A 26,504-nucleotide genomic window follows, 5' to 3' on the forward strand; every position below is an offset into this window, starting at 1 on the left:
ATTGAACATGAGTAACCTAGCTTGGAAGTTTAATCGTTTGCGTACAATGGGATTGCCGGAAATCGGTTATCGCATCCGTCAGGCTATCCAGACTAAAACGGAACTGTTCACTGCTCGCTCGGACCAGCGGTTTCCATCACCGGATTGTTCCCGTGCCGGTAACGCTTGGCTAAATCCGCTTCCACGCAGTATGGATTCCGGGTTATATTGTGATGCAGCAGACCGGGTGCTTGCCGGTTATTATGATGTTTTTGCCTTGCATAATGCGCAACTAGGTTTCCCGCCCAAATGGAATCGTGATCCCAAGACAGGTATCGAAGCGCCGCTTGTTTTTGGTAAAACACTGGATTATCGCGACGAGCGATTGGTCGGCGATATCAAATACCTTTGGGAGTCCAACCGTCATCTTCATCTGACTACGCTCGCGCAAGCTTATCACTTGAGCGGTGATGTGCGTTACGCAGAGGGTGTGCAAATCCTGCTTGAATCATGGTTTGATCAATGTCCTTATCCGTTCGGGGTGAACTGGACCAGCTCGCTAGAACTTGCCATACGGCTTGTGAATTGGTCGTTCACTTGGCATTTGCTGGGTGGCGAGCATAATCCTTTGTTTATTTCAGAAAGCGGGCAACAATTTAAGCGCCGTTGGCTGGATAGTATCTACCAGCACAGTCAATTTATCGCGGGTTATCTGTCGCGGCACTCATCGGCTAACAATCATCTTTTCGGTGAGTTGATGGGATTATTGGTGGCGGCTACTACCTGGCCTTACTGGACGGAGAGCCGCCGCTGGCAGCGGCAGGCTTACACTGAGCTCGAAGCCGAAGCAATTAAGCAGAATAATGCTGATGGAGTGAATCGTGAACAAGCGATCTATTATCAGCACGAATTCATCGACATGATGCTCATTTGCTGGATTATAGGTAGGGCAAACGGTATCGATTTTTCTCAGAATTTCATCGCCCGGCTTGAGCGCATGCTGGAGTTTATTGCGTCTCTTATGGATATTACGGGTGCTGTTCCGATGATTGGCGATGCCGATGGCGCCTTGATGGTGCATTGGAGCAAGGAACCTAATTGGAGTGTTTACCGTTCGTTGCTGGCTACCGGCGCGGTATTGTTCAATCGGCCTGATTTTAAAGTCAAAGCGGAGCGCTTCGATGATAAGAGTTGCTGGTTGTTGGGTAAAGATGCCGGGAGCCGATTCGATTCAATGGCATCTGACGAGAATCAATCAACTTTGCCGCGGGAATTTCGCGATGGCGGTTACTTTATTCTCGGTAGTCAACTCGACACCGCCGATGAAATCCGTATCGTAGCCGATGCGGGGCCGCTCGGATATCTTTCCATTGCCGCGCATGGGCATGCTGATGCTTTGTCATTTACTTTATCGGTTGCAGGTCATGCGTTATTGGTTGATCCCGGAACTTATGCATTTCATACACAGAAGAAGTGGCGTGATTATTTCCGCGGTACTTCGGCGCACAATACAGTGAGAGTGGATGGGGTGGATCAATCCGAATCCGGCGGCAATTTCATGTGGTTGCGTAAGGCGAATGCCTGCTGTGAGATCTGGGAAAACGATCAGAATCGAGATTGCCTGATCGCTAGCCACGATGGCTATGCGCGTTTGTCCGATCCGGTCATTCACCGCAGAAAGATAGAGTTCCTGAAAAATGAGGGAATCATCAGGGTGGAGGATATTCTTGAATGTGCGAAGGAGCATACCATTGAACTTAATTGGCATTTTGCCGAAATGTGCGAAGTACGGATTGAATCCGGCAAGGTACAAGCAACTGTGGCCAATGTCAGTATGGAAATGACGATGCCGGATTGTGATTGCCAGCCGGAATTGATGCGTGGCGAAGATGAACCGCCGTCCGGCTGGGTGTCACGTAGCTTTGATGAAAAAGTGCCGGCGCCAACGGTGACGTGGCGGGAAAAGATTACCGGTACCACTAGAAGATTGACCATTTTACGAATTCTAGCGGGTTATGATACCTAGAATTTTGCGAGCGGATTAAGAAAACAGATTCTGATCAATGAATTAAAGGAGTCACATGAAGATAAGTATATTCGGTTTGGGGTATGTGGGGACTGTTTCTGCCGGGTGCCTGGCTACGGATGGACATTCTGTGATCGGGGTCGATCCCAACAAAACGAAAGTTGATTTGATCAATCAAGGCGTATCACCGATTGTCGAGAAAGATATCGGGGAAATGATTGCTGCAGCGGCTAAAAATAATGTACTGCGAGCAACTTTAGACGTGCGTGATGCAGTTATCAATTCCGATATTTCAATGGTTTGCGTTGGAACGCCCTCACAACTGAATGGCAATCTGGATTTAAGTCATGTCCGCAAAGTATGCGAACAAATTGGCGCGGCGCTTAAGGAAAAAAGCGCTTTTCATGTGGTCGTGGCACGCAGCACGATGCTGCCGGGCTCAATGCGTACCGTCGTGATTCCGGCATTGGAATCCTATTCCGGAAAGAAAGCGGGGGTCGATTTCGGAGTATGCAACAATCCGGAATTTTTGCGCGAAGGTACGGCCGTATTTGATTATTACAATCCACCCAAAACCGTGATCGGCGAAACGGACAGCAAGGCTGGCGAATTACTGATGCAATTGTATGCAAAAATGACCGCACCGCTTATTCGCACCGAAGTGGAAACGGCAGAGATGGCTAAATATGCCGATAACACCTGGCATGCGGTCAAAGTGGCATTTGCCAATGAAATCGGCAATCTCTGCAAAGCAGAAGGTATTGATGGCCACAAAGTGATGGAAATTTTCTGCCAGGATACCAAACTGAATCTGTCTCCCTATTACATGAAGCCTGGATTTGCTTTTGGCGGTTCATGCCTGCCCAAGGATGTGCGCGCTTTGATGTATAAAGGCAAGAGTTTGGATATGGATTTGCCGCTCATTAATGCCATTCTGCCGTCGAATCAACGGCAGATTGAGAAAGGTATCAAAATGATCGTCGAAAAAGGGAACAAAAAAATCGGTATTCTGGGATTTTCTTTTAAAGCGGGTACCGATGATTTACGCGAATCGCCTCTGGTTGAAGTCATCGAATATCTTATTGGCAAAGGATATGAACTTAAGTTATATGATAAAAATGTGAATCTGGCGGCACTGACTGGCGCGAATCAGGATTATATTTTGAATCATATTCCGCATATTTCTAAATTAATGGCTTCTTCAATGGATGAAGTGCTCAATTTCGCACAAACGATTGTCATCGGTAATGGTGCCGCGGAGTTTCGTAGTGTGCCGGATGAAATAAAGCCAGAACAAGTGGTGGTGGATCTGGTCCGGATAGTACCTAAGTTAAGTGGAGATCAATATGACGGAATTTGCTGGTAATACGAGAGGGTGAATTCTGGACGAAAAAGGTGTAACCATTATTCTCACAGCTTCAGGCAAAAGTTATGTCAGATACTAACGCGCGTCGAGTTCTCATTTTAGTCGAGAATCTTCCTTCCCCTTTCGATCGCCGGGTATGGCAGGAAGCGACAACACTGCATGACAACGGTTATGTGGTTTCCATCATATGCCCTACGGGTAAAGGTTATGAAAAGGAATATGAAGTCATAGATGGAATTCATATTTATCGCTATCACTTACCGTTTGAAGCCGAAGGTGCAAAAGGGTACTTGATTGAGTACTCTGTGGCTTTATTTCATACCTTCCGGCTTGCCTGGAAAGTGCAGTTTTCTCAGGGATTTGATGTGATTCATGCATGCAATCCGCCGGATTTGCTATTTCTGATCGGTGGTTTTTTCAAGTTGTTTCTGCGTAAGAAATTTCTGTTTGACCATCATGATATCAATCCGGAACTCTATGAAGCTAAGTTCGGACGGCGTGATTTTTTTTATAGACTAATGGTGTTGTTTGAACGCTGGACTTTCACAACCGCAGATATCTCTATCGCAACTAACGAATCCTACAAAAAGATTGCTATTGAGCGTGGCGGAATGGATCCGGCTAAAGTTTTTGTGGTGCGTAGCGGACCTAAATTGGATCGTTTGCGTACCTTGCCGCCAAAGCAACAGCTTAAACACGGAAGGCAGTATTTAGTCGGTTATGTTGGTGTAATGGGTGCGCAAGAAGGAATTGACTTGTTGTTGCAAGCAGCGCGCTACTTGATCAAGGACTTGGGCCGTTCCGATGTACATTTTGGATTGGTCGGCGGCGGCACATCTCTCGATGAAATGAAACAAATGGCTATCGATCTAGGAATCAGTGAATTCATAACGTTTACTGGACGAGTGCCTGACCAGGAGCTGCTAGAAATGCTCAACACCGCCGATATCTGTGTGAATCCAGATGTCGCCAACGAGATGAATGATAAATCCACTATGAATAAGATCATGGAGTACATGGCACTGGGTAAGCCCATCGTTCAATTCGATCTCACCGAAGGCCGAGTCTCTGCACAAGATGCATCGCTATATGCGAAGAAAAATGATCCAGTTGATTTGGCACTGAGGATAGTGCAACTGCTGGATGATCCCGAGTTACGGAAGCAGATGGGGGAATTCGGTCGCAATCGTGTGAGGAATGAATTGGAATGGCAATATGAAGCGCCAAAGTTGTTGGCAGCTTATGATGCGATATTCGTTAGATAAGGATTTCGATGAATTAAAACTTGAGGGTATCTTCATGGACTTATCGGGTCGCAAAATGAAGGTGATTTCAAATCAAGCTTGAAATGGGTAGTGTGGCTGCGGAGATTGAGTTACCTTAAGACTTAATTATTTTTAGGAATAAAGAATGAGAGAAAATCATGACTCAAATTTATAATGATGGTACATATCATGAGAATAATCCGACATGGCATGAAGAAGATTCGCCATGGAAAGCACTGCAGATACAAAAGATTATAGAAAGAAACTCTCTTAATCCAAGTAAAATTTGCGAGATTGGATGTGGAGCGGGTGAAATACTAAATAAATTATCAGAACATTATGATAATAAGAAAGAGTTTTTTGGTTATGAAATCTCACCGCAAGCATTTGAACTATGTGCACAGAAATCAAAGCACAATTTGACTTTCAAGCTTGCCAATCTATTAGAGGACGACGCGAATTATTTCGATATCGTTATGGCAATTGATGTGTTCGAGCATGTAGAAGATTATTTTGGCTTCTTGAGGAAATTAAAAACAAAAGCTAAATACAAAATTTTTCATATTCCACTTGATCTATCTGTTCAAACTGTTCTTCGCTCCTCTCCGATTATTAAGCATAGAAAATCAGTCGGGCATATTCATTATTTTACAAAAGAGACTGCATTAGAAACACTAAAGGATACTGGATACCAAATTGTTGATTATTTTTACACAAATAGTTCTGTAGAGCTGCCAAATAGAGGGTGGAAAGCAAATTTATTAAAGATACCAAGAAAATTGTTTTTTTCCGTAAATAATGATCTTGCTGTTAGGATCTTGGGAGGCTATTCACTAATCGTTTTGGCCGAATAGCTTATATTTTTACTATGATTATTTTTGATTGTTTCTTTCTTGTCTCAGAAATTCTGTAATCGATATTAATTTTCGATATTCAATATAAGAAAAAAATCAGTAATAACTTCAGATAATTATAAGTCAAGATAGCTATCCAGCACTATACTCATCAAGTGATTAAATGATTGCAAAACATATGGAGAAGTAATATGAATGAATCAGATATTCAGGATTTCTGGAACCGTAATCCTTGTGGGGATTGGCAAGTTGGTGGTCTCGAACAACGCCGCGGGGATTATGAAGCATTCTTTACTGACTATGATAAGTTTAGATACACTAAGGAAGCTCATATTCTGCGATGCCTGGACAATATTGATTTCAAAGGTAAACAGGTTCTTGAGATTGGATTGGGGCAAGGCGCCGATTCGGAGCAGATCGTAAAACGTGGCGCGCTTTGGTCTGGACTCGATCTTACTGCGGAATCTGTCGCCAGAGTGCAAACACGTTTTTCCTTGCGGCAGCTACCCTATCAGTCGATCAAACAAGGAAGTATTTTGCAAGCTCCTTTTGAGGATAATAGTTTCGATATTGTATTCAGTCATGGCGTTTTACATCATGTGCCGGATATTCTCTCGGCTCAAAGAGAAATTCATCGTATCCTGAAACCTGATGGAGAGTTAATCGTCATGCTTTATGCAAAATGGTCGCTCAATTATCTTGTTTCTATCAGCATTGTACGTAGATTGGGTTTGTTAGCGCTATATTGCATGAATCCGGAGCCAAATTCGATCTATGGTCAGCATGTTGCTAATGCTCGCGCCATGGGGTTGTTTCGCTATCTTGACATGGATAATTTTATTCACAGGAACACGGATGGTCCGTTAAATCCTTACGCGAAAGTGTATGATTTACAAGAAGTCGAGAAGGATTTTCCAAATTTCAAAATTGTAAGTTCTTATAAACAGTTTATGCATGCACCACCGTTGCCGGTGCATTGGCTACCATTCGAGCGGGCGCTTGGATGGCATTTATGGGTCCATATGCGGCCTGTGTGATCAGTTCACCAGTATTTTTCTTCATTGGAAGTAATTTCAGTTAATTCTTATGATCGATCATCGTTGCTAGTAATTTCGAGAGGAAGCTGTAAAAGGGTTCATTCCGTAATTTCCACCAGCAAAATACTATTAAGTTCCAGGGCAAGATTCACGCAACTTGCCTTGTCAAGTCTTGAATAGAGAGATTTCATTGTGAATTGCGATGAAGCTTCTGACTTAGTTTAATAATAGACAAGTGTTGTGCTATTGATTAATAATGATTTTTCCCCCTGTCTATTATTAATTGTATACAAGTATCTAAATAAGGAGAAACCAAAGATGAGTTTTGATTACCTTGCATGGCAAGCAACCACTGGAATTTTATCGGCACCTGTCGCTGATGCGTCGAAGATAAATCAGACGAAAGCGGATTGCGCTAAAAAGCTAAATACGGTTCTGATGTTATTTGTATTACTGTTGCTTTATGCTCCGAGTGGCATTACTGCAAACGGGACAACTTCTGCGGAAACCACAACCACCACCACCACTACAACCACCACCACTCCAAGCCGAACCGCTACTTTACTATTTTGGTCGAGATTTGGTGCCGGTGTTTCTCTCGGGCCGCCACGTTCGTTCGGAACTAAAAGCGCATGGCAGGACCTCATGGGAACTGATAGGGAAACAGGGTTTAGCTGGCCAGTCAAAGCGCTAGGCGCAGAATTTTCTGGCGTTCAACTGATTACTATTGATCCTATCACCCCTGAAACCATCGATAATTATATAACCAATGAAATCAGACCGATTCCCGAAGCAACCGGGAAAAATGAGCTTGTCCAAACTGTAAAAATAAAAGGATCATTGGGGCAAGCGGGTTCACAAGCGCCATTGATGATTAGAAGACCTTGGACAATCGGAGATATAAACGATTTGTATATTACCTACTGGTTTAAGTATCAGCCAGACCTGATCTCAAAGTTGGAAAGTGGAGTTTCATCCGCGAATTGGCGAACACAATTTTCACTCAAGACAGGAGGATACAAAAATGTTGCCGGAGATGGTGATTATCGAATGAGTGTAACTGTGATGGAGGGAACCGATGGCAAGCTTTATTGGCTTACAAAGGGCGATAATCTTGGGGGTGCATTTTCCACCAGAGTTGATTATTGGCGAGAAGAGAATCGTGTCGTTCCGGTGCCTATTGATCAATGGTTTAGATTTGAAGTTTATTGGCACCGGTCTGCCGATATCGATGGGCGATTCTGGGCAGCTGTTAATGGTAAAGTGATTGCCGATTATCGTGGACCCAATATGGGGGACTATGGTCTTCCCATAACTCGCATTTTTATTAATGATTCATACAGTGGTGGTTATGCGCCGGTTGAATCTCGGACAACAGGTCTGGAAATATGGAGTGGTTTTCCGTGCGGTGAAGGAGTGTCATGCTATTTAAAATAAAAAAACAGTCAATCTTTTTCATTCCTTAAGAAATAGAACTCGATCATACTGAGAAGGCCACATGCGTATCAATGCTAAGACATTACAATTAGTTAAGAATTGTGTGACATTGGCAAGTGGAGAGTCACCACATAAACAATCCGATACAAACTCCTTTATCCAATTCGGTACAGGCATAGGGATATTCGCACTGTTGCTGTTTACTGTTTCCGGTTTTTTTACTCCATTTGCTCGTGCAGCCGACTTACTATTTAAATCTAACTTTGGCGCTGGTATATCACTCGGGACACCGTATGGTTTTGCCACTAAAGGGGCTTACCAAGATATTACCGGTACGGACAAGGAAACTGGCTATAGCTGGCCGGTATCTGCTTTGGGTGCCAATTTCTCGGGTGTGCAATTGATTACTGTTGATCCTATTACTCCTTCGACGATTGGAGATTACATCAGTGGCGAGATCAGATCGGTAACAGGGCCATATGGTGAAGCGGTTAATGAGCTTTATCAGCAAGTGAAAATAACCGGCGGGCTGGGTCGAGCAGGCTCGCAAGCACCGTTGTTGATTAGAAGGCCATGGACGATAGGTGATGTCAATGATTTGTATATTACCTACTGGTTCAGATATCAAGCTAACTTAGAGACACAACTGGATAATACAGTTTCATCCGCAAATTGGCGGTCACAATTCACACTCAAAACTGGGGGATACAATAACACTGGAGAAGGTGATTATCGAATGAGTGTGACCGTGCTGAAAGGGCTCGATGGCAAGCTCTATTGGATGACAAAGGGTGATAATGCTGGCGGTGTATTTCCCACCAGAGTTGATTATTGGCAAGTAGAAAACCGTGCTGTTTCAGTGCCGGTAGATAAATGGTTTAAATTTGAAGTTTACTGGCACCGGTCAGGTGGTACTGATGGACGCTTCTGGGCAGCCGTCGATGGCAAAGTGATAGCGGATTACCATGGGCCAAATATGGGTGATTACAATCTTCCTATAACCCGGATTTTTGTGAGCAATCCATATAGTGGTGGTCATGTGTCAGTGGATAATCACATTACCGGATTGGAGATATGGAATGGCTTCCCTTGTGGAGAGGGTGAGTCTTGTTATAGTAGGGGGTCAAAAGTATATCTGACTATCGGTGAATAGTGTCCTGTAGTGGTCAGATAAGCGAAGTGGACTTACTTGTAAGAAAACTCAGTACTGTTTACAGAAAGGTTGATTAAAATAAGCATTGAGTATTATGAGGGCTGGCATTATTCAAGCTCTTATGAGGCTTAGCAGTGTTGTTGAAGTCAATGAAACAGACTAGGGCCTGTTAACGCTATTTGATATAATTTGGTGATGGAAATCACCGAAACTCAATATCAACAGATCGAGCACTGCCTGCCGCGTCAGCGTGGCAACGTCAGCCATTCCAATCTGCAAGTTCTCAATGCCATTCTTTACGTTGCCGAGCATGGCTGCAAGTGGCGAGGACTGCCCAAGCGATTCGGCAACTGGCATACCATCTATACCCGCATGAATCGCTGGGCAAAGAGTGGTGTACTGAGCCATGTATTTGGGCAACTTCAGCATCAGCAAATCATCCGTATCCGTATTGAAACTGTTTCGCTGGACAGCACCAGCATCAAAGTCCATCCCGACGGTACGGGTGCGTTAAAAAAAACGGCCCCCAATCCATCGGAAAATCTCGAGGTGGATGGACCACCAAAATTCATCTGGTTGCCGCAGATTCCAGAACAACCATAGGCTTTGCCCTCTCGCCCGGTCACGCCCACGATGCGCCAGAGGGCAGGCAGCTTTTGCTTTCCCTCGGTCCCGTCAATACGCCCACCTACCTGCTGATGGATCGTGCTTATGAGGGCGACCAAACCCGGCAACTGGCACTAGATTTGGGTTACATCCCGGTTGTTCCGCCCAAAGCAAATCGCTTGTCACCCTGGGAATACAACCGTGCCATGTACAAAAAACGCAACGAGATCGAACGATTGTTCAGAAGGCTCAAGGGATTTCGCCGCATCTTCTCCAGGTTCGATAAGCTCGATGTCGTCTTCATCTCCTTTATCCACTTCGCTCTCATCGTCGAAGCAATCAGATTGTGTTAACAGACCCTAGCTTGACTGGGTCAACTTATCGCTAAACAATTTTGAAAGAAAATCAAATGACAGGTAGATTTTTATTTTTTCTCACAGATCTAGCTGTTTAGTCCCACGGCATGCTGGGATGGAGCAACTCCACCTCTAAACCTTGAATCTATGAATTGTTCAGGTTTTCTTACAGCTTACATTAGCAAAATTACCTAATGGAAAATTCGGAACAATAACTTTTCCCAAGTTTGAGTCTGATTCTCGAAGCCACTACAGTGACATTATTTGTTAACTAATGACACGATATGTCAATGGGTTCTCGATTAGTCGTATGATATTGATTATAGGCGCTCAATTTAGTCAATCTTTTTGAGCTTACACAACCGTAAATTCCCTCTGTGTGTAGAAAAAGTTCAGTAGAATTTCGAAACCTTCTGATAACCGAGATTTACAGGATGTCAGATCGTTGCGGTACTGAAAGAAGGCACAGCTGGTATACCGGTGGTTGAGTCGTGTTGCAAGCACGGTGTTAGTTACGCCACGTACTGCCAGTGGAAGGGCAAGTACTCAGGCGTACAGGTGTCGGCGAGCTACAGCGATTACGTGGATGGAGGCTGAGAATGCCAAGCTCAAACGCATGTATGCAGTTTGGCGCTGGAGAATGCAGCGATCAGGTGCGAAGTAACCAAGCAGTTGGTGCAAGCCAGAATGCCTTTATCGGACGCTTTAACGGATTGACCGGGCTAAGGTACTTGATGCGCTCTTTTTGCCTATCTCGAGCAGGTTCAAACCATCACTGACCAGTGGCATTAATTATAACGAAAACCGTCCGCAATGAAGCATTGGGCGACACCCCGCCGGTGCAGTTCATGCCACGGTTAACCCGGGTTCCGAATCTCTATCGGACTTTGTCTACTTGATGGGGGAGCTTACGGGAGCTTACGGGAGCTTGCGGGAGGTTACGAGCTTACGACTATAGCTCGTTTTGGTGCTATACATCCTCAGAAATTTGTAAGAAATTACCGGTATTTTATTGATTTCTTGCAAACAAAACCATTACATGCGAGCGATATTCAAATTTAAATCATATCGTTATGATTTATTCAGGACTGACTGATTATCTGTGGTGGTTTTTGCGTGTCAATTCAGCGATTACTATTGGCACGGTTTATGCTGAATTAGTATCGCAACATGAAAAAGGCAAACTCTGCGAAAGCAGGGGACGCAAAGTCACTGATCTAAAGGGCAAATGCCCCAGGATGGCAGGACTGCCAGGTACGTTACTCGCTTATTTACCACGTTATATTGATGATTACCGAACGAAATAACTTTGAAGCGTATCCATGCAGTTCCATCCTTTAACTCTAAGGAGGAACATTATATGAGCACTAATAATCAAGCATTACAAGCCAGCAGTTTTTTGGCTTTAGTTATAAGGCAGTTACATGTAGAGAGAGCTAATGCTAATTGCTTTGCACGGCGTGGCGTTAACATGGTATTTATTATTATGCTATTGCTACTGACTGCATTGAGCTTTGTGACCCCGGCAGCTTATGCAGCTTCTCTGCTTTTTAAATCTAATTTAGGTTCTGGTGTTTCTCTCGGAGCGCCATATAACTTCTCAGCTCACGGAGCATATCAGATGATCAATGGCACCGATAAAGAAACCGGATATATGTGGCCGGTTTCTGCTTTGGGCTCAAATTTCTCAGGTGTGCAACTGATTACTGTCGATCCTATTACGTCTTCAACGATCGGAAATTACATTAGCAGTCAAATTCGATCGGTAACAGGACCAAAAGGTGGGGCGGTTAATGAACTTTTTCAACAAGTGAAAATAACCGGTGAATTGGGACGAGCTGGTTCACAGGCGCCGTTGTTGATTCAAAGACCATGGACGATTGGTGATGTTAAAGACTTGTATATTACTTACTGGTTTAAATATCAAGCTGATCTGGAGACACAACTGGACAATACAGTTTCATCTGCGAATTGGCGGACACAATTCTCACTCAAGACAGGGGGGTACAATAACACAGGAGAGGGTGATTATCGGATGAGCGTGACTGTAATGAAAGGAGCTGATGGCAAGCTCTACTGGATGACAAAGGGTGATAATGTGGGCGGCGTATTCCCCACCAGGGTCGATTACTGGCGTGAAGATAATCATATTGTTCCAGTGCCGATAGATAAATGGTTTAAATTTGAGGTTTACTGGCACCGGTCAAGTGGCACTGATGGACGCTTCTGGGCAGCCGTCGATGGTGAAGTGATAGCGGATTACCACGGCCCAAATATGGGTGATTATAATCTTCCTATAACCCGGATTTTTGTGAGCAATCCGTATAGTGGCGGTCATGTGTCAGTAGACAATCACATAACAGGATTGGAGATATGGAATGGTTTTCCGTGCGGTGACGGAGTGTCTTGCCTTAATTTTGATACTGTTGCTCCTACAGTGCCAGCTTCATTAGCATCAAAACTATCCAATTATGGAACTGCTTCCGGAGTTGCACTATCTTGGAGCAAGTCCTCAGATAATGTAGCTGTTGCGGGATATAAAATATATAGAAATGGGACTAATATCGGTGTAACCACTACTGCGACAAGTTTTAGAGATACTATTATGGGTAGTGCTAAAGGGGCTCTTTACAGTTATACAGTAAGAGCATTTGATGCTGCAGAAAATTTATCCGCGGCAAGCACTGCAACATTGGTAACTTATTAGTGGGATATTGATTTACCATGTGTTAAGTTAATTTCAGCAGTAAGTGCTACTTGATTTTAGATAAGTGTGTTATTTAATATCTTTTTTCAGCGATCAAATCCGCCGGAATATATTTCTGGCGGAAATTAATCGAGCTGTTTGCATTTATAGTCTTTTCAATTCGATAATTAAAGTACAAATCGTATAAAGTAGGCCATTTAGGATGTTAATTGCTGGATTCTTCCAATTTGCTGCTCAAAACAAGTATCAGCAAATCAAATTTTTGTTTAATATAATTCTTATCTCGGTTCCAGTGCTCGAATAAATTACCCAAGGATCCAGTAGAATCACAACAGTTATTAAGTCCCTATATCGAAATCTTAATGGCATAATCCACGAGAAATAAGTATATGATATATTGCAAGAGAAAAAATTTTATAAATTAATAAGTTAAATGAGTGTGAGTTAGAAAACGCTCGGTATCTTTATCCTTGAATGAATACATTAACACCTATCATCTTATCCGGTGGCTCGGGCACCCGCCTTTGGCCTCTGTCACGTGAGAAATATCCCAAGCAGTTATTGCCATTAATAAACGAGGATTCTTTGCTGCAAGCCACTGTCCGGCGTATGGATGGATTAAGTGGCGTGCAATTAAATGTACCGATGGTTGTGTGCAATGAAGAATATCGTTTCGTCATTGCTGAGCAATTACGAGTCATGGATAGAAAAGGGAGTATTCTGCTTGAACCCTTCGGGCGCAATACTGCTCCTGCATTAACATTAGCTGCGCTCGCAACCCTACGGGAAGGGGATGATCCCATTTTATTGGTCATGCCGTCCGATCATGTGATTATGGATGTGGAATCATTTCAGGCTGCTGTTTTAGCAGGTATGTCACAAGCAATGGATGGCAGGATTGTCACTTTTGGGATAACACCTGACGCTCCTGAAACCGGGTATGGTTATATCCAATCGGGCGAGTTAATCGAGCAGGGCAAAACTGCTTACCATATTGCGCGTTTTGTCGAAAAACCGGATCTGCCGACTGCGCAAACTTATCTAGATGCGGGTAATTATCTCTGGAACAGCGGATTGTTCATGATGCGGGCCTCGGTATGGCTGTCCGCCATTGGCAAATGCCGGTCGGATATTTTAACGGCTTGCCAAGCTGCTTGGGATCAGGGATCGGCAGATGGTGATTTTCTCCGTGTCGATAAGCAAGCTTTTGAGCAATGCCCAAGTGATTCGATCGACTATGCAGTCATGGAGAGAATTGCTCGGCAGGAAAGTGACTTGCCAGGTGGTGTAGTCATTCCGCTGACAGCCGGATGGTCTGACATCGGTGCGTGGAGCTCATTGTGGCAAGTGCTTCCCAAAGATGACGCGGGCAACGTAGCGAAGGGGGATGTATTATTAAATGATTGCAAAAATACCCTGGCCATTTCCGAAAGCCGTTTGGTTACCTGTGTCGGTATCGAAAATGTGATCGTTGTTGAAACTCCGGATGCTGTATTGGTTGTGCATAAAGACAAAACACAAGACGTGAAATTGGTTGTCGATATGTTGAAACAGCAAGGCCGCCCGGAAGGAAAATTGCATCGTAAAGTGTTCCGTCCATGGGGCTGGTATGACGGAATCGATGTCGGTGAACGTTTTCAAGTGAAACGTATTGTGGTCAAACCCGGTGCGGCCCTATCTCTGCAAATGCACCATCATCGCGCCGAACACTGGGTTGTGGTGCGGGGTACGGCTCGGGTTACGCGAAACAAAGACGTGTATTTGGTCTCGGAGAATGAGTCGACTTATATTCCATTGGGTACGAGTCATCGTTTAGAAAATCCCGGTTGCGTGCCGCTGGAAATGATTGAAATTCAATCCGGTTCGTATCTGGGGGAAGACGATATTGTCCGGTTTGAAGATATTTATGGACGGAAAGAGCATTAATAGAGCTTGTTCTTATATGCGCTGATAAGTTATCTATCCAATTGTTTTAGTGTTTCTTCTTCAGCATTAGTCAATAGCCTTAAGCACGGCAAATAGCCATCGAAGACTATGCCATGCACTTCGATGTGTTTTTGCGAACGTAACATACTGATCAAATATTGTGTGATAGCCTGAGTAATCACTTGCCCGGGAACCAGCACAGGAATACCGGGCGGGTAAGGCGTGATCTGATCCGCGCATACCCGGCCATTAAGACTTGAATTGACCTTGTCTTGTTCATCCAATAGCGGCATCAGTTCACCTCCACAATAAAATGCGTCACGCGGGAGATACTTCAACTCGGTGAACCGTGGAATCTCTGCCGTTTGATAAAGCCGTTGCGGCGCGCGGTTTTCACGGGAAATGCGCATCAAGGCATCGTATAACCGCGATACTTTGCTGCGGGTGGTGCCGATGGTAAGCAGCAGAGTGAGCGTGTTGAAAGTGGATTTTTCCACCTGGATATTGAAGCGCTCAAATAATTCCCGGATTAATTCTTCAACGGTGAATCCACAACGCGAAATATCCACCGTTACTTTGGTGGGATCGAGTTGAATGTCATCGAGTTTGATTTCATCCGGTAGCAGATCGGGCAGTTCCAGAACCTGAAATACGCCGGTGGAATTGATTTGCGCGCGTATTTCTTGCGCCAGTTCCAATGTGCGTGACAGCAGTTTATATCCCTCCAGCATAGCCTGCTTTCGCGCCACATCGAGACTCGCAATCATGCTGTACTGCGGACTCGTGGAAGTATGCATGTTGAAGTTTTCGCGGAACAAATGTTCGTTGAAATCGGGATCGTTGACATGAATCATGCTGGATTGTGAGAACGCCGATAGTACCTTGTGCGTGCTTTGGGTGGCATAATCCGCACCGGCTTCCAATGCAGTAGGACGGAAAGCCGGATGGAACCGGGCAAAACCATACCAAGCTTCGTCGATGATTACTTTAATCCCTTTGGCATGCGCCGCTTCAATAATCGGCGGTAAGTCATAACGTAAGCCATCGTAGGTGCAGTTGGTTAAGATCAGCGCCTGCGCATCGCTGTGTTCTTCAATCGCCTTGAACAGAGTTTGCTTGGCTACCGGCCCGTAAATATTGAATTTCTTATTGACGGAAGAATCCAGATAAACCGGGTGCGCACCGGACAACACTACGCCATGATGCACGGACTTATGGCAATTGCGATCCAGCAACAACTTGTTGCCGGGAGCCAGCAGCGTTTGGAAAATGACCTTATTGGCCGTCGAAGTACCATTTGTGGCAAAAAATGTCCGGCGCGCGCCAAAAGCTTTGGCGGCAATTTTCTGCGCTTCCGCGATCACCCCGGCGGGTTCCATCAAGGAATCCAGCATCGGCACCGAGACCGATAGATCCGCGCGGAAGATATGCTCACCGATGAATTCATAAAAATCGCTGACCCAGGGACTGTCGCGCAAGGAGTCACCGGAGGAGTGCCCCGGCGTATGCCAGGCATCCTTGGCCATCAGCACATAATGCTTGAGTTGGTCATAGAAAGGCGTGCGCGCTTTTTCCTGCAACTGGGCATTCAGAATGCGGTACATGCCACGGTAATCGCGTTCTTCGCGGTAAAAATACCCATCGACCGTTTCGGAAAAAAGTGCATCGACAACCTCATCCTCTTGTTCTTGCGCGATCAGGATGTAAATATTGAGTTCGGGGCGAAAATGGGTGATTTTCTGCACCAGCTCAAGCGCGGTCATTTGCAGATCGAGATCGCGTGCATGTTTACCTTGATGCTTTAAGGTATAGAGCCGGTCATCGACCACCAACCCCTGAATATCGCCATCTTGTTCAATGGATTGGAGCGCTTCTTGGGCCGTAGTGACGCCGGAGAATACGATGCCCAAGGGATTCTCCATCGATTTGGCGGCAGCGTTCAGCCCTTTGGTGAATTCTTTCAGAATCAATTTCTCATCGTTGATGAGCAGGATCCGGCTGACTGGTTTTTTCATGAAGTGCGGTCTACCGGATTGAGCAGGCTGGATTCGAGTGGCGGTGCAGCAACCTGATTTTTATTCAAAGCTTAACAAAGTGAATTTGTATAATTCAGCGTCCGTCAATTGCAGCACAACATTTTTAACCACAGAAGAAGCACCGATCATAACCGACGGGATCTGCAACTGGCTAGTACTGTTTGAGAGCGTGGCGATATTGCCGGGACTGACGGACAAGGGCACAACACTAGCCGGATCGAGTTGAAACACGTAAGAAGGGTTGTCGCTGACCAGCTGCAGGCTGACGTGATACATCTGACCGGTTCCGATATCCACGGCAAAACTTAAATTACTGTCACTGAATATACCGGTTGCATCCGTGACTTCCACGCGATCGATCTTTACCAGATTGCTCAGTGCGGCGTGAACGCCGTCAAAATCTTTGAGCGGTGCGTTAGTAAGACTGCCTCCCAGGTTTCTTACGGGCAGCTTTGCAATCGCATCGAAAACGGTCATGCCATCGAAAATAACGCGCCCGAATACCGTAAAGCCGCCATTCTGATAATCCAGATTGGCGGAATTGTCAGCCAGATTGACGAACCATTGGCTGGTTGCACTGTTGGGGTTACCGCCCAGTTTTGCCATGGCGACTGTGCCGCGCGTATTGGAAATCTTGAATTCATTAATAATCGGAGAAAAGGTATTGACAGCTACCAGCGATTCTCCGCTGGTGCCATCGACAACCTTGAAGCCGCCGCCTTGGATAACAAAGCCGGGAATGCTGCGATGAAAAATTCCGTTTGTATAAGCATCGCTATCGATGTACTTGAGAAAGTTTGCGGTAGTAATTGGTGTCTGTGTTTCAAAAAGCTCGATACAAAATTGCCCCATGCTGCTGGTGAAACAAGCCACGGAATTCGCTTGTGCCATAGGTGATAAGAACAGCAGGCAGATGAACGCAGCTTTATAATAAATTCGAGAGATGCGCATGATGATAAAAATTATTGGGTTTAAATCTGGATTTTACTGACAGACTGGAATGTGAAGCAATTGTTTTTTATAGAAAAGCCGCGGTTCTGTGTATAGGAGTGCATGCTAGGATATGGGAATTAGCGGTTTTTTAATGCGATGTGCAAAGTAAAAATAAATAAGCGCACTGGCGATCGCCGCGAAAAAACACCAAACCGAGGCAAAAGTTTCGAGATAAGTGAAATAAGCGACGAAGAACCCGATGGTGATGATGATGCCGGCAGAATATAGATGTTTATAGCTGGAAAAAATGAACGGTGCGCAAGTAGCCAGCAAATATAAAGTAATAACCAACTGGTGGCTACCGACGTGGTGTTTGTAGTGGATGCTGTGATGGATAATTTCCGCGGCGATCGGTTCGTTGACCAGGCCAGCGGCAGTATAGACCGCAAGTCCAAGGCCCGCTATACCGGTGCAAGCGATGATTTTTTTGCGAATGCTGTCGGTTTCCGCTTGGTAAACGGCGAAAGGCGCGAACAGCGGCCAGATAATGCCGATGAACACGCCAAAAATATTACTCAACCAGAATTGCGATTGTGCAGTGCCGTTATGGGATAGAGAGAGCCAGAGCAATCCTTCCACCAGCTGCTGAGTAGCAAAAATGAGCGGAATCAAGGCTACTGGAAGATCTTTGGAATAAACGGTTTTCCGGATGGTGGTTATACCGACAACAAAAAGAGTCCCGCTGACAATAAAACTGGCTTCTGCTGAAAAACACATGCTGATGAACGGACTTTTATTTTTAGTTTACTGGATTTGTTTGTTAATGAAGTGTGGCACCTTTTAGCACCTTAACCGAGTTAATCGGATTTAGTCTAGTAATAAATTGCGGCAACTGTGCGATAGCGATGTTTCGCCAAGAAATATCTATTTCTTGAATGAATCGATGAGATTAATATGGGCGACGTTAATGAACATCGTTTTCGAGGATGGCGTTGTTTATCAGAATTCTGTTAAAATGCGAAATTCTATAAAAGTGTCAAGCAAGGAAGAGTTGTTATGGCTTATGTAGTAACTGAAAATTGCATTAAATGCAAATATACAGATTGTGTGGATGTGTGCCCGGTGGATTGTTTTCGTGAAGGCCCCAATTTTTTAGTTATCGATCCCGATGAGTGTATCGATTGCACATTGTGTGTCGCGGAATGTCCGGTGGAAGCGATTTATGCGGAAGATGACGTGCCTGATGAACAAGTACATTTCATCGATCTGAATGCGGATTTGTCTAAAAAGTGGCGTCCGATTATCGAGAAAAAAGACCCATTGCCTGACGCGGATGATTGGGCTAGTGTTAAAGATAAGCTGGATCATCTGAAGCGCTAAACAGAAATGGCGGTAATCTGATACCGCATGTCTGATTCCTCGCAATTCCCGCAAGTCCCCCTTACTGAGGTTTTTAAGCGCATCGATGCCGGAGCTACGGTTGTTACACCGAACCGGAGGCTTGCATTAGCGCTTAAAGAGAAATTCGATCAAGACCAAATCGGCCGTAACATGGCGGTTTGGTATTCGGTTGATGTCTTGCCTTTGACTGCTTTGATTGAGCGTATTTACCTTGATGCGCTCTATGCCGCGCAATCGCTCAGATTGCCCTTGTTACTGTCGGCCGCGCAGGAACAGGTGCTATGGGAATCGATCATTCGATCCTCAGTAACTGGAAAAACGTTACTGAGGATTGCACAAACAGCGCAATTGGCTCGGGAAGCCTGGCAACTGGCGCATGCCTGGCAAATCACGGATCATCTGGGTGATGGTTATCCCAATGAGGATGGTAGAGCGTTTCTCGATTGGGCTTCGGCGTATCAGGAAATAACGAAGCGTAATGGGCAGACGGATCGCGCGCGCATTACGGATCTGATTACTGAACAGTATGAATCCTTCGATATAAAAAAACCGCCGTCACTCATTTGTTGTGGCTTTGATATTTTTACGCCGCAACAAAATGCTTTTTTAAGAAAACTGGCCGCAGCCGGTTGTGAGATATCAGTTGCCGCTTTACCGGTGCAATCCCCGCAATCTTGTGGCGCAATGCGCCGTATGGAATATCCCGGCAGCCGTGACGAGATTCATCAGGCGGCTCTGTGGGCGCGATCCAAAATAGCCGGAGCGGATCATGCTGTCCGAGTCGGTATCGTCGTACCGGCATTATCCAGTTATCGCAACATGCTGATGCGTACTTTCGCTACGGTGATGCATCCGGATATCCGTTTTGCTTTGCCAGGTGCAACCCGGCCGGTGGCGCCATTCAATGTGTCTTTGGGTTTGGCGCTAACGGCTTATCCATTAATCGATGGGGCTTTGGTGAGTCTGGCTTTGTTGGATCAGTCGCTAGCGTTTCACCGTGTGAGTCACTGGTTGCGATCCCCTTTTCTGGCAGGCGGCAAAGCCGAGATGGAACAGCGTGCATTGCTGGATGCGCGCATTCGCCGCAATGCCGAGCCGATGATCACATTGGAACGTCTATTCGCGCTTGCGACACAAGCAGGCGGACAAACGAGCTGTCCGGTTTTACTCCGGTGTTTGTCCGCATTGATGGAATTCCGTCAAACCCAGCTACCCCAATCCGGAAGCCACTCCATTTTTGCTCAAGTTTTCCTGAAAGTTCTGGAGATTGTGGGGTTTCCCGGAGAACGCAGCCTGGATTCCATTGAGTATCAGACATTCGAGAAATGGCATGCGCTCGTTGCAGATTTTGCCACGCTGGATCATGTCGTTGCTAAAACGAGCTTCACTGAAGCGATTGGCCGTTTAAAACGAATCGCAAGCGATACTTTGTTTCAGCCTGAAACACCGGATGTGCCGATCCAAATTCTGGGTGTGCTGGAGGCGGCGGGAATGGAATTTGATCATCTATGGGTCATGGGGTTGTCAGACGAGCAATGGCCGTTACGTGCTCGCCCAAATCCGTTTCTGCCGTTGGAATTGCAACGCAATGCGCAATTGCCGCTGGGCTCCGTGCAGGAATCATTGGCCTATTGCCGGCGATTGACGCAGGGATGGTTGTCCGCGGCTGGAGAAGTCATTCTGAGTTATCCCAAATTCAGTGACGATCGTGACGGGCACGAATTAAAACCCAGCCCGCTGATTCAATCGATAACGGCAAGTAAACCGGTTTTTCTCGCGCTGGAACAGCATCGCGACCGGATTATCCAATCATGTGAGTTGGAGCGGATCGAGGACGATCAAGCGCCGCCACTGGATACGGAGGTGGCCGGACAGGGCATTAAAGGCGGCACATCGGTGCTCAAGGATTATGCCGCTTGCCCATTTCGTGCCTGGGCCAGGCACCGGTTGCGTATCGTAAATCTGGAGGTGCCGCATACCGGTTTAAATGCAATGGAACGGGGAGTGCTGGTGCATCAAGTTTTGGCGCACCTTTGGCGGCAATTGAAAACCAAGGAAGCGCTGGAGGCCATGGCTGATTATGATCTCGATGGCATGCTGGAGCGCATTGCCAAAGAAGCTGTTGCGGAGATGCAGCAAGCAAGACCGATGGCGCTTTCAAAGCGTTTTGCGCAGATCGAACAACGGCGCTTGGTGCGTTTGGTGCGCGAATGGTTGAACGAAGAAAAGAAACGGGATCATTTCACCGTGATTGCAGTCGAGGAAAAACTTTCCATCCAGGTGGGTGATCTGGTCTTGAATGCCCGTCTCGACCGGGTTGACGAATTGACCGGCGGTCAACATATCATCATCGATTACAAGACCAGAAAACAGACGGCTCAAAGCATGATTGGCGAACGTCCGGACGAACCGCAACTGCCTTTGTATCTGGTGATGACAAAAGCGCAGCAGGATGCCGTGGGCGTTGCATTTGCCGCAGTGAAGCGAGGTGAAATGGGGTTCGCGGCGATTGTGCGAGATCCGGAGCTGTTGCCTGGTGTGAAAGCTTTTTCGCAAGTGAATGGATGTAAGCAATTTGCCACATGGGAAGATCTGATTGCAGCGTGGCGGCAGCATTTGACGAATCTGGCGGCGGGTTTCTGCAGTGGCGATGCCAAAGTGGACCCCAAACAGTATCCGGTTACATGCGAATACTGCGACCTGCAATTGTTTTGCCGGATTCACGAGCGGATTGGCGAGCATGCGATTACGCAGGGTAGTGAAAATGACTGATTCCGTACCTATCCCCGATGCCGATGAACGCCTCTGCGCACTGGATCCAGCCCAATCATTTATCGTGCAAGCACCGGCGGGTTCGGGTAAAACCGCGCTGCTGATTCAACGCTATCTCAAATTGCTGGCTTGTGCCGATGCGCCGGAAGAGATCGTAGCGATTACGTTCACCCGGAAAGCAGCGGCGGAAATGCGTGCGCGGGTTCTGGCCGCGCTGGAAATTGATGATGAACCTCTCGATACCGGAACTGCGCATGAACAACTGAATCGTGAATTGTCGGTAGCCGTGTTGCAACGGAATCGGCAGGCCGGTTGGCATATCGCCGAGAATCCCGAGCGGTTGCGGATACAGACCATTGATTCGCTGTGCGCGGCATTGACACGGCAAATGCCGATATTGTCGGAATTTGGCGCGCAACCCGAGACCATTGAGGATGCTGCGGATTATTATTTGGAAGCGGCGCGCGCTACGCTGGCTTCCGTTGAGCAAAATCATACGATTGCACACGACGTTGAGCGCTTGCTCGAGCATTTGGACAACGATATGGCGCGGATTGAAGCATTGCTGGCCGATATGCTGGCGCGGCGCGATCATTGGTTGCGCCATTTGCATGGAAAAGCGCGTGAAGAACTGGAATTGTCGCTGCAAAATTCCCGTAATCATGCATTGCAATTTGTTTTCCGGCTATTCCCAGAGGCGCTGCACAATGAGTTGCTGGCATTATTGCGCTATGCCGCCACGAATCTTAACGCATCCGGCAAATCGCCTGAAACCGAACTTTGTGATCAATTGGATGTATTATCAATAGCAGATGTTGAACATTGGCGGAGCATTGCTGAATTATTGCTGACGCAAAAGGGTGATTGGCGTAAAAGAATTTCCGAGAAAGAGGGGTTCCCATCGGGTAATACCAAAGCTGAGAAAGATGAAGCCAAGGCATGGAAAAACCGTCTGCAGAATTTGATCAATTCACTGTCACCATATGACGTTCTGCGCGAAGTATTACACGATATACGTCAACTGCCGCCACCGTATTATTCCGGTAAGCAGTGGGAAATACTGGGTGCGATTACGCGATTGTTACCCTTTGCCGTGGCGCAACTTAAAGTTATTTTTCAAATCAATGGCAAAGTCGATTTTGCCGAAGTGGCGCAGCGTGCATTGCTGGCGCTGGGTGATGCCGAATCGCCAACCGATCTTGCATTGGCATTGGATTACCGCATCAAGCACTTAATGATTGACGAATTTCAGGATATTTCCATCAGTCAGTTTGCCTTGATCGAAAAACTTGTTGCCGGGTGGGAAGCGGGTGATGGGCGTAGTTTTTTTGCCGTCGGCGACCCGATGCAATCCATTTACCGTTTCCGTGAAGCGGAAGTAGGGCTCTTTTTGCAAGCGCGAAATGCAGGGATCGGTACGCTGATTTTGCAACCGCTTACACTCAACGCCAATTTCCGCTCGCAACAAGGCATCATGGATTGGGTCAATGCCACTTTTGCCCACATCATGCCGGAATGCGAAGATATTGCGACGGGCGCAGTGGTGTATACGCCTTCAGTTGCTACACGTGGCATGCTGACGGATCATGCGGTGAATATTTATCCTTTTCTGGAAAGAAATGATGCAGCAGAGGCCCAGCAAGTTGTCGAGATTATCCTGCGCACACGGCATGATCATCCGGACGGAACTATTGCAATATTAGTGCGCAATCGTAGCCATTTGACTGAAATAGTTGAGCAAATCAAAGCAGCCGGTCTGCGCTTTCGTGCTATCGATATCGAATTGTTGCGTCATAAGCCTGTAGTACAGGACTTACTGGCGTTAACCCGCGCTTTAATGAATTCGGCCGATTATGTGGCATGGTTCGCACTGTTGCGTGCACCGTGGTGCGGTCTGATGCTCAGGGATATTTCGGCATTGACTGAGAAAAATCTCAATGTCATGAGCAAAGAAATCACCTTGTGGGGATTGATTTGCGATGAGAACCGTTGGCAGGGTATTTCGGCCGATGCAAGTGTGCGCTTGCGCCGAATCAAGGAAATATTGAGTCCTTGCATGATCAACCGGCGGCGCCAGACGTTGCGTGTGACAATCGAAGCAGCTTGGCATGTCTTAGGAGGATCGGAGTACATTAATGCGTCATCAACCGGTAGTGCCGGTGTTGCCAATACTCTGGATGATGCAATGATTTATCTGGATTACCTTGAAAGTCAGGAGGTAGCTGGCGATATCCAGGATCTGGCAAGCTTCGAGAAAGGATTGGTTGCATTGTATGCATCACCTGATCTGGAGGCTGATGAGACTTTGCAGATTATGACAATTCATAAAGCCAAGGGGTTGGAGTTTGATACGGTGATTGTGCCTGGTTTGGGTCGAACCTCCCGTAATCATGACAAACAGCTGTTGAGGTGGATCGAACAACCGCACAGTCAAATCGCAGGAGAAAAGAGCGCGGCGATACCGGATTTATTGCTTGCACCGATTCAGGAAACGGGCTTAGGCGTTGATCCGATCTATACGTGGGTGGAGAAACTGGATCGGGACAAGGCGCAATTTGAAACCGATCGCTTATTGTACGTAGCTGCTACGCGCGCCAAAAAATTTTTACACCTGCTCGGTCATGTCAATGGGGCTTCGGATGATCATGGCAATGCGGCGCCATTGAAACCACTGCAAGGTTCATTGCTGCAGCGGTTGTGGCCGATTGTGCAGCCGATCTATAGCGCTGCGGCAACGGATGATGCCATGTCATTGAATCATCAATCAGAAAATAGAACAAACAATACGATTAGTGCAACCGTCGTCAGCCAGAGTATTTTGCGATTGAAAACAAACTGGGTATTGCCGGATGCGCCGGAATCGGTTACATGGCAAGAATTCCGCGATAAAAAACAAATTCAGGAAGAAATAGAATTTTCTTGGGCTAGCGAAATGGCCAGGCATGTGGGTAATGTGGTGCACCGTTGGCTGCAGAAAATTGCCGAAGATGAAATGTATAACTGGAATGCGGCGCGTATTCAGGGAATGCGTGAACAATTCACATGGAATTTAATTGCGAGCGGGATAAGTGGAGATGATCAGGCCATGGTTTGTGCGGTTGAACGGATTATTCTGGCCTTAACGAATGCAATTCAAGACGAGCGTGGACAATGGATTTTGGGGTCTCAGCCATTCGCACAGAATGAATTGAGAATCAGCGGTATCGTCAACGATAAAGTAATGAGCTGGATAATTGATAGAACATTCTGTGATGCCAACGGTACTCGCTGGATTATAGATTACAAAACAAGCAGTCATGAAGGCTCGGCATTAGCGGATTTCCTTGATCGCGAACAAATGCGTTACCAGCATCAGCTCAATCAATACGCCAAACTGATGCGTCAAATCGATTCACGTCCCATAAAATTGGGAATTTATTTTCCTCTTATGTGCGGTTGGCGCGAGTGGTGAAAATTGACAATAACTTGGCATGACCCCGGTCGAAAGCCAAGAAATTTTTCTAAAATCTTCAGTGTGTGGGGTACTGATAATTAATCCTTGTAGATAAAGGGGAAATGAGAGGGGTAGGGGATTAAATCCCTTGGGGGAGGGAGGAGATTTTATGACAAATGACTTGACTTTGAGGGGTAAGGTCGACTAGCCTGAGAGGTGTGGTTAAATTAAGGGTAGAAAATAGGTTAATTTAACTGCCGAGATAAAAGCAGTACTAATTAATTAGTATTAGAAGTAGAAGAGTAAAAGAACGAGAAGTAGTTTTGATTAACAGTTAGGAGGTAGAAACATGGCAACAACTTACGGCACGTCAAGTGCATCAAGCGCAAGCTATGACATGTCACTGTGGTACGACTCGAAGTACTACAAACTGGGCATGTTAACAATGCTGTTGGTAGCGATATTCTGGATCTGGTACCAAAGAACGTTTGCATACTCACACGGTATGGACTCGATGGAACCGGAATTTGACAAAGTATGGATGGGCCTGTGGCGCGTACACATGACCCTGATGCCTTTGTTTGCGTTAGTAACCTGGGGTTGGATCCTGAAAACCCGTGACACCAAAGAACAACTGGACAACTTAGACACCAAGCTGGAAATCAAACGTTATTTCTACTGGATGATGTGGCTGGGCGTGTATCTGTTTGGTGTTTACTGGGGCGGCAGCTTCTTCACCGAACAAGACGCATCCTGGCACCAAGTGATTATTCGTGACACCAGCTTCACCCCAAGTCACGTAGTCGTGTTCTACGGTTCATTCCCAATGTACATCGTGTGTGGCGTAGCATCATACCTGTACGCGATGACCCGTCTGCCACTGTACAGCCGCGGCACATCATTCCCATTGGTTATGGCAATTGCTGGCCCATTGATGATTCTGCCAAACGTAGGTTTGAACGAATGGGGTCACGCATTCTGGTTCATGGAAGAACTGTTCAGCGCGCCACTGCACTGGGGCTTTGTGATTCTGGGCTGGGCAGGTTTATTCTCGGGCGGTATTGCAGCACAAATCATCACCCGTTACTCGAACCTGACTGATGTAACCTGGAACGGCTCAAGCAGAGACATTCTGAACAACCGTATCGTTCCTTAATTCTGAATGCAGCACATCCTTCCCGCCTGTGATACGGGCGGAAGGATAAGAAGACTTAAGT

Annotated in this window: 17 protein-coding genes, 1 pseudogene and 1 riboswitch; of the genes and pseudogenes, 15 read left to right on the forward strand and 3 right to left on the reverse strand. The window is 46.3% G+C overall.

Going from position 1 to position 26,504, the window contains the following annotated elements; translation table 11 throughout:
- The first annotated feature begins 7 nt into the window (after positions 1-7).
- The 11 genes and pseudogenes from R2083_RS03685 (at position 8) to R2083_RS03730 (ending at position 14,712) form a co-directional block, all read left to right on the forward strand.
- On the forward strand, positions 8-2,005 hold the full coding sequence (locus R2083_RS03685; protein ID WP_317537561.1) for an alginate lyase family protein: 1,998 nt from the start codon (positions 8-10) through the stop codon (positions 2,003-2,005).
- A 55-nt stretch (positions 2,006-2,060) separates the two neighbouring features.
- Positions 2,061-3,371, forward strand: coding sequence for a UDP-glucose/GDP-mannose dehydrogenase family protein (locus tag R2083_RS03690; RefSeq protein ID WP_317537562.1), 1,311 nt, complete (start codon positions 2,061-2,063; stop codon positions 3,369-3,371).
- A 65-nt stretch (positions 3,372-3,436) separates the two neighbouring features.
- Positions 3,437-4,636 (forward strand): glycosyltransferase family 4 protein, encoded by a 1,200-nt coding sequence (locus tag R2083_RS03695; protein ID WP_317537563.1) that lies wholly within the window; start codon positions 3,437-3,439, stop codon positions 4,634-4,636.
- A 158-nt stretch (positions 4,637-4,794) separates the two neighbouring features.
- Positions 4,795-5,490, forward strand: coding sequence for a class I SAM-dependent methyltransferase (locus tag R2083_RS03700; RefSeq protein WP_317537564.1), 696 nt, complete (start codon positions 4,795-4,797; stop codon positions 5,488-5,490).
- Positions 5,491-5,681: 191 nt separating this feature from the next.
- Positions 5,682-6,527: a class I SAM-dependent methyltransferase gene (locus R2083_RS03705; RefSeq protein WP_317537565.1), complete on the forward strand. Its 846-nt coding sequence runs from the start codon at positions 5,682-5,684 to the stop codon at positions 6,525-6,527.
- 318 nt (positions 6,528-6,845) lie between these two features.
- The gene (locus R2083_RS03710) at positions 6,846-7,964 is read left to right on the forward strand and encodes a hypothetical protein (RefSeq protein ID WP_317537566.1); all 1,119 of its coding nucleotides are present in this window, start codon (positions 6,846-6,848) and stop codon (positions 7,962-7,964) included.
- A 61-nt stretch (positions 7,965-8,025) separates the two neighbouring features.
- The gene (locus R2083_RS03715) at positions 8,026-9,117 is read left to right on the forward strand and encodes a hypothetical protein (RefSeq protein ID WP_317537567.1); all 1,092 of its coding nucleotides are present in this window, start codon (positions 8,026-8,028) and stop codon (positions 9,115-9,117) included.
- A gap of 195 nt (positions 9,118-9,312) precedes the next feature.
- A protein-coding gene (locus R2083_RS03720; RefSeq protein ID WP_317529838.1) for an IS5 family transposase occupies positions 9,313-10,076 on the forward strand; the annotation gives its coding sequence in 2 pieces (ribosomal slippage) (positions 9,313-9,628 and positions 9,628-10,076; 765 coding nt in all).
- 438 nt (positions 10,077-10,514) lie between these two features.
- Positions 10,515-10,676: pseudogene (locus tag R2083_RS15380) on the forward strand (transposase); the annotation flags it as partial.
- Positions 10,677-11,247: 571 nt separating this feature from the next.
- Positions 11,248-11,334: riboswitch (cyclic di-GMP riboswitch) on the forward strand.
- 105 nt (positions 11,335-11,439) lie between these two features.
- On the forward strand, positions 11,440-12,786 hold the full coding sequence (locus tag R2083_RS03725; RefSeq protein ID WP_317537568.1) for a hypothetical protein: 1,347 nt from the start codon (positions 11,440-11,442) through the stop codon (positions 12,784-12,786).
- 474 nt (positions 12,787-13,260) lie between these two features.
- The gene (locus R2083_RS03730) at positions 13,261-14,712 is read left to right on the forward strand and encodes a mannose-1-phosphate guanylyltransferase/mannose-6-phosphate isomerase (RefSeq protein WP_317537569.1); all 1,452 of its coding nucleotides are present in this window, start codon (positions 13,261-13,263) and stop codon (positions 14,710-14,712) included.
- 29 nt (positions 14,713-14,741) lie between these two features.
- Here R2083_RS03730 and R2083_RS03735 read toward each other — a convergent pair whose 3' ends face one another.
- The 3 genes from R2083_RS03735 to R2083_RS03745 form a co-directional block, all read right to left on the reverse strand.
- Positions 14,742-16,727, reverse strand: a complete 1,986-nt coding sequence (locus R2083_RS03735; protein ID WP_317537570.1) for an aminotransferase class I/II-fold pyridoxal phosphate-dependent enzyme — start codon at positions 16,725-16,727, stop codon at positions 14,742-14,744.
- 60 nt (positions 16,728-16,787) lie between these two features.
- On the reverse strand, positions 16,788-17,639 hold the full coding sequence (locus R2083_RS03740; protein WP_317537571.1) for a peptidylprolyl isomerase: 852 nt from the start codon (positions 17,637-17,639) through the stop codon (positions 16,788-16,790).
- Between the two features lie 165 nt (positions 17,640-17,804).
- Positions 17,805-18,458, reverse strand: coding sequence for a DUF6629 family protein (locus R2083_RS03745; RefSeq protein WP_317537572.1), 654 nt, complete (start codon positions 18,456-18,458; stop codon positions 17,805-17,807).
- A 279-nt stretch (positions 18,459-18,737) separates the two neighbouring features.
- Between R2083_RS03745 and fdxA the strand changes: the two genes are divergently transcribed.
- From fdxA to R2083_RS03765, 4 genes are all read left to right on the forward strand, one after another.
- Positions 18,738-19,061: a ferredoxin FdxA gene (gene fdxA, locus R2083_RS03750; RefSeq protein ID WP_090322684.1), complete on the forward strand. Its 324-nt coding sequence runs from the start codon at positions 18,738-18,740 to the stop codon at positions 19,059-19,061.
- Positions 19,062-19,088: 27 nt separating this feature from the next.
- Positions 19,089-21,854 (forward strand): PD-(D/E)XK nuclease family protein, encoded by a 2,766-nt coding sequence (locus tag R2083_RS03755; protein WP_317537573.1) that lies wholly within the window; start codon positions 19,089-19,091, stop codon positions 21,852-21,854.
- Positions 21,847-25,305 carry a UvrD-helicase domain-containing protein gene (locus R2083_RS03760; RefSeq protein WP_317537574.1) on the forward strand — a complete coding sequence of 1,153 codons (3,459 nt, stop codon included), beginning with the start codon at positions 21,847-21,849 and terminating at the stop codon, positions 25,303-25,305. Before R2083_RS03755 ends, R2083_RS03760 begins: the two co-directional genes overlap by 8 nt.
- Before the next feature lie 331 nt (positions 25,306-25,636).
- On the forward strand, positions 25,637-26,443 hold the full coding sequence (locus R2083_RS03765) for a methane monooxygenase/ammonia monooxygenase subunit C (protein WP_090322878.1): 807 nt from the start codon (positions 25,637-25,639) through the stop codon (positions 26,441-26,443).
- Positions 26,444-26,504 lie beyond the last annotated feature (61 nt).

The organism is Nitrosomonas sp. Is35 (assembly GCF_033063295.1).
Classification (GTDB): Bacteria; Pseudomonadota; Gammaproteobacteria; order Burkholderiales; family Nitrosomonadaceae; genus Nitrosomonas.